Source organism: Methylobacterium sp. WL18 (assembly GCF_008040015.1).
In the GTDB taxonomy this organism is placed as follows: domain Bacteria; phylum Pseudomonadota; class Alphaproteobacteria; order Rhizobiales; family Beijerinckiaceae; genus Methylobacterium; species Methylobacterium mesophilicum.
This window is the reverse complement of record NZ_VRVD01000371.1, coordinates 1-4,710: the sequence shown is the minus strand read 5'-3', so window position 1 is coordinate 4,710 and position 4,710 is coordinate 1. Positions and strand designations below refer to the sequence as shown.

Below are 4,710 nucleotides of genomic sequence, written 5' to 3'. Positions count from 1 at the left end.
ACGCGGCAGGTCGGCGGCCGAGGCGGCGCCGGTCAGGAGGGCCGTGGCGGCGCTCGCGAGAAGAAGCTTCTTGATCATCGGGTCCTCTGTCTCCCGTTCAGCGGGATGTGTGCCCGGCAACAGAGACGGCAGGTCGGGGAAACGCGATAGTGCAGCGGTGCAACAGCGCTTCCAGGGTCCCGGGCCGGTGGTTGGGTCCGTGCGATTGAGCACATCCCGCGCCCAAGAATGCCCCTTTGAGACCGGAGATTTGTATCTCGACGTTTCCAGCAGCAAAAAACCCCGCCGCACGAGGCAGACGGGGCTCTAGTTTGCTCGAGAACATTCCCAGGACCAACCAGGAAGCTTCGCCCTCACTTAGATCCGAGTGGCCGGCGCCTCGCAAGCCCGTCCGGGACTATTGATGGCTGTTAAGATTAATTAACGACCCCCGCCGCCTGTGTAGGGGCTGTAAACCCTCGTTATATAACCGCCATCCCGCGAACGGTCTCCGTGGCCCGGGCATGCCCCGGCCCCGCGGCGTGATCCGTGGGTTGCGCTCGGACGCCATCCTGTGGTGACGCTCCCGGCATGGTGAACCCGAGATCATCCGCCGCCGCGCGGGGCGGTGCCAGAGACCGGGCGGTCGCGCCGCGTCCGCGAGCCTAGCGCGCCCATGTTCGGCTTCTCCTTGAGCTCCACCGAGCCCGACAGCATCGCCCACATCATCCAGGTCGCCCTGGCGCCGGCCTTCCTCCTGTCGGCCCTCGCGACCCTGCTGAACGTATTCTCCACCCGCCTCGGCCGGATCTCCGACAAGGTCGATGCCCTCTCGGGACAGATCGCCAAGGCGACCGATACGGAGGCCGCGCGCCTGTCCCGCAGGCTGACCTTCCTGCGGCGGCGCTCCTTCGTGCTCGATGTCGCCGTGGTCCTGGCCTCGCTCGGCGCTTGCCTGATCGGGATGGCGGTGCTGACGCTGTTCGTCGGAGCGATGCGCGACGCGGCGACCGCCTCGATCCTGTTCGCCTGCTTCGGCGCGGCGCTGGTCTGCACCGTCGCGGCGATCGGGGCATTCATGACCGAGATCCTGATGGCCGGTCACGGCGTGCGCGATGAAGTCGAGCACCAGCAGGACAAGGTCCCGGCCCAATCGTGACCGGCTCGCCTTTCGCATTGCACGGCAAAGGAACTTCGTCTTAATCTCGACGGCGCCTGATTCTACGCGTCCGCCGCGTCCGAGTGTTCCGCCATGAGCGTCGCTATTCTGGTTGCCCTCATCGCCGGTGCGTTGTGCCTCGGAATGCTGTCGTCCATCCTGCCGTTCGGGCGGCGGGACGAGGACGAGGAGCTGGCCTGCGAGAACGACTATTTCGATCTCGGCGGCCCGATGATCGACCTGGAGCCGCTGATCCCGTTGATCGAGGTGCCCGCCCTCGAGGCGAAGCGGTAAGCCCGGATCCCCGGGTGGGCCGCCGAAAGGCCGGCGGCCCCGAGGGGCGGGTCAGGCGGATTCGCCGTCCGAATCGTCCGCGTCCAGGATGGTCTCCAGGTCTCCCACCAGGGCGTCGAGCTGGTCGGCGGTGGCCTTCAGCTTCAGCTTGGTGCCGTCCTCGGCCTCGACCGCGATCTCGATATGGTCCCCGACCTGGGCGGCAAGGGCCTGCTTGATGGTGTAGGTGGTCACGTCAGCCGTGTCGGCCATGCCTGTCTCCGTGTTTGGCTGCGGGCAACGCGGATCGTCGGGCCTCGGTGCTGCGGCAGAAGCTCGCGTTGATGGCGCCGCACGAAGCCGGGCCGCGATCCCTAGCCGCGGGTTTGGCGACGCGTCGGTACCTTCCCCAAATCCGTCGGGTGAAGATTCGCCGCCGCTGCTTCTGCCGCCCGAGGGGGCGGCAGAAGCAGCGGCGGCCGTGGCCTCTCGACGATCACCGCCTCCAGCACCACCGGTCGGGCGGGCTTGGTCAGGGCGAGCGGCTTGCCGGCTCTCGACGCCAGGGTGCCGACGGCCCAGAGCGCCAGGCACGACAAGCCGACCAGCACGCCCGCCCATGACGGTTCCGACCGGACCATCAGGGCGGCGGCGCCCGTGAGGGCGGAAGCGGCCGCGAGCAGCCGGGGTGTGGGATCGCCGGACATCACGGCGCCAGCCTCACTGAGGCGGGCTGACGGCCGGTGAAGGGAATCACTCGAATGCGAGTCAATCCGCCAGGCTGGAGGGCGTCTGCCAGGCGGTGCCGGGATGCTCGCGGATGTCGCCGGCCCGGGAGCCGGTATCGGCGTCGCTGGTCCAGTCGCTGGGCTCGGTGAGGCCGGCGATCTCCGCCTCCGGGTAGGCCGCCGCCAGGAACAGGCGTGCCTCGCCCTCGGCCTCCGCCCGCACCGTCACGAGCGGCTTGTCCCCGTCCGCGTCGCGGATCTGGGCGATGAACAGCTTGGTCATGGGGCCTCCGCGTGGGGCGACGCGCCGTCGTTTCCGAGGGCGTCCGGCGCCAACGGGCCGGTGGCAGGATGGTTCAGGTCGGCGGCCCGATGGCGCCAAAATTCCCTTCCGCGGCACCTGTGGCCGTGGCGATACAGCTTGAGTGTGGAAAACCGGGTAATTCCTCAGTGGATAGGAACATTCGCTGGGGAAAGACCAGTTATGAAGACGCTTCTGGCCTCGTTGGCCGCCTTTACTGCCCTGACCGCCGCCGCCTCGGCCGCCGACCTGCCGCGTCGCGCCGCCCCGCCGCCGATCTTCACCCCGGTGCCCGTGTTCACCTGGACCGGCGCCTACTTCGGTATCAACGCCGGCTACGCCTTCGACGCCAGCAGCAACAGCGCTTCCAGCTTCGGCATCCCGGCCGCGTACGCCACCGGCGTCGCCACGGCGAACTTCAGCCAGCGGAACCAGGAAGGCTTCTCCGGCGGTGGCCAGGTCGGCTACAACTACCAGTTCACCCCAGGTTCGGGCGTGGTCATCGGCGTCGAGGCCGACGCCCAGTACCTCGACTTCGGCCGTGGCCGGAACAACGCCTTCGTGACCGGCGGCGCGCTGCGTCCGGGCTTCTACGTGACCGACCCGCGCGGCCTGTCGAGCCTCGACTTCTTCGGCACCGTCCGCGGTCGTCTCGGCTACGCCTTCGACCGGGTCCTGGTGTACGGCACCGGCGGCTTCGCCTACGGCTCGGGCAGCGCCGACCGTTCGTTCGGCGGCTTTGCCGGCAACGACAGCTTCCGCACCGGCTGGACCGTCGGCGGCGGCATGGAATACGCCCTGCCGGTCGACTCGTTCCTGAACTTCTTCCGCTCGTCGGCCGTGACGCTCAAGGTCGAAGGCCTGTACGTCAACCTCGACCGCAACACCCGCAACCAGGGTGCGTTCGTGATCAACGCCGCCAACAACGTCCCGGCCTTCTACAGCGCCATCGGCCGTCGCGACGACGAGTTCGCCGTGGTCCGCGCCGGCCTGAACTACAAGTTCGGCTCGTACTAAGACCAACGCCGCCCGGCCGATCGGGCCGGGCGGCGACTGAGCCTGCAAACGCTCCGGGTGCTTCCGCGCCCGGGGCGTTTGTCGTTGGATATGGCCGGAACGGCGCGGAAACACACCGGTTGAGGCTCCAACGCGCGATACCCGCTCGGAGCAACCCGACCTATGGCCTCGTTCACCCGCTACACCCCCGACCTGGAGACGCCGCAGCCCGACGAGGACGCGATCCACGCCGGCATGATTGCGCAATTCGCCAAGATCCAGGGCACGACGCTGAAGGATTACGGCCACGCGGTGCGCGGCGTGCACGCCAAGGCGCACGGCTTGCTCCTGGGCCGGCTCGACGTGCTGCCCGACCTGCCCGCCCCCCTTGCCCAGGGCGCCTTCGCGACGCCGGGGACCCACGATGTGGTCCTGCGGCTCTCGACCAATCCGGGCGACATCCTCGACGACAGCGTCTCGACCCCGCGGGGCCTCGCCCTCAAGGTCCTGGGCGTGGCCGGCGAGCGCCTGCCCGGATCGGAGGGCACGACGCAGGATTTCGTGATGGCCAACGCTCCGGCCTTCACGGCCAGGGACGGCGCTGCCTTCCTGAAGAGCCTCAAGCTCCTGGCCGCCACCACCGACACCCCGCAGGTGTTCAAGAAGGGGCTCTCGGCCCTGCTGCGCGGCGTCGAGACGGTGCTGGAGGGGCTGGGGACCCAGAGCCCGACGGTGATCGCGCTGGGCGGCCACCCCGAGACCCACATCCTCGGCGAGACCTTCTACAGCCAGGTGCCGCTGCGCTGGGGCGATTACGTCGCCAAAGTCTCGGTGGCGCCCGTCTCCCCGGAGCTGACCGCGCTCACCCATGCGCCGCTCGACGTCAACGGCAAGCCGAACGGCCTGCGCGAGGCGGTGGACGCCTATTTCGTCGCCCATGACGGCGTCTGGGAGGTGCGGGCGCAGCTCATGACCGACCCCGCGACGATGCCGGTGGAGGATGCCTCGGTGCCGTGGCCGGAGGCCGAGAGCCCCTACCGAACCGTGGCGCGGATCACGGTGCCGCGCCAGGCGGCCTGGAGCGAGGCCAAGGTCGCGGCCCTGGACGACGGCCTCGCCTTCAGCCCGTGGCACGGCCTGATGGCGCATCGGCCGCTCGGCTCGATCATGCGGGCGCGGCGGGCAGTCTACCCGGCCTCGTCGGGGTTCCGGGCCGCGCACAACGGCTGCCCGCTCCACGAGCCGGCCAGCGCCGCCGCCCTGCGGGTCTGAGC

Annotated in this window: 7 protein-coding genes; 4 read left to right on the top strand and 3 right to left on the bottom strand. The window is 69.4% G+C overall.

Annotated elements, in window-relative coordinates; translation table 11 throughout:
• The first annotated feature begins 655 nt into the window (after nucleotides 1-655).
• On the top strand, nucleotides 656-1,138 hold the full coding sequence (locus tag FV228_RS20825) for a DUF2721 domain-containing protein (RefSeq protein WP_147856360.1): 483 nt from the start codon (nucleotides 656-658) through the stop codon (nucleotides 1,136-1,138).
• Nucleotides 1,139-1,231: 93 nt separating this feature from the next.
• Nucleotides 1,232-1,432 carry a hypothetical protein gene (locus FV228_RS20820; RefSeq protein WP_147856359.1) on the top strand — a complete coding sequence of 67 codons (201 nt, stop codon included), beginning with the start codon at nucleotides 1,232-1,234 and terminating at the stop codon, nucleotides 1,430-1,432.
• A gap of 51 nt (nucleotides 1,433-1,483) precedes the next feature.
• Here FV228_RS20820 and FV228_RS20815 read toward each other — a convergent pair whose 3' ends face one another.
• From FV228_RS20815 to FV228_RS20805, 3 genes are all read right to left on the bottom strand, one after another.
• Nucleotides 1,484-1,684, bottom strand: coding sequence for a hypothetical protein (locus FV228_RS20815; protein ID WP_147856358.1), 201 nt, complete (start codon nucleotides 1,682-1,684; stop codon nucleotides 1,484-1,486).
• Between the two features lie 101 nt (nucleotides 1,685-1,785).
• Nucleotides 1,786-2,118, bottom strand: a complete 333-nt coding sequence (locus FV228_RS20810) for an energy transducer TonB (protein ID WP_147856357.1) — start codon at nucleotides 2,116-2,118, stop codon at nucleotides 1,786-1,788.
• Between the two features lie 61 nt (nucleotides 2,119-2,179).
• Nucleotides 2,180-2,422 carry a hypothetical protein gene (locus FV228_RS20805; protein ID WP_147856356.1) on the bottom strand — a complete coding sequence of 81 codons (243 nt, stop codon included), beginning with the start codon at nucleotides 2,420-2,422 and terminating at the stop codon, nucleotides 2,180-2,182.
• A 201-nt stretch (nucleotides 2,423-2,623) separates the two neighbouring features.
• On the opposite strand from FV228_RS20805, the gene FV228_RS20800 reads away from it, so the two are divergent.
• Together FV228_RS20800 and FV228_RS20795 are read left to right on the top strand one after the other, a co-directional pair.
• Nucleotides 2,624-3,457, top strand: a complete 834-nt coding sequence (locus FV228_RS20800) for a porin family protein (protein WP_147856355.1) — start codon at nucleotides 2,624-2,626, stop codon at nucleotides 3,455-3,457.
• A gap of 162 nt (nucleotides 3,458-3,619) precedes the next feature.
• A complete protein-coding gene (locus FV228_RS20795) occupies nucleotides 3,620-4,708 on the top strand; it encodes a catalase family protein (protein WP_147856354.1) in 1,089 nt (362 codons plus the stop codon).
• The last annotated feature ends 2 nt before the right edge of the window (nucleotides 4,709-4,710 follow it).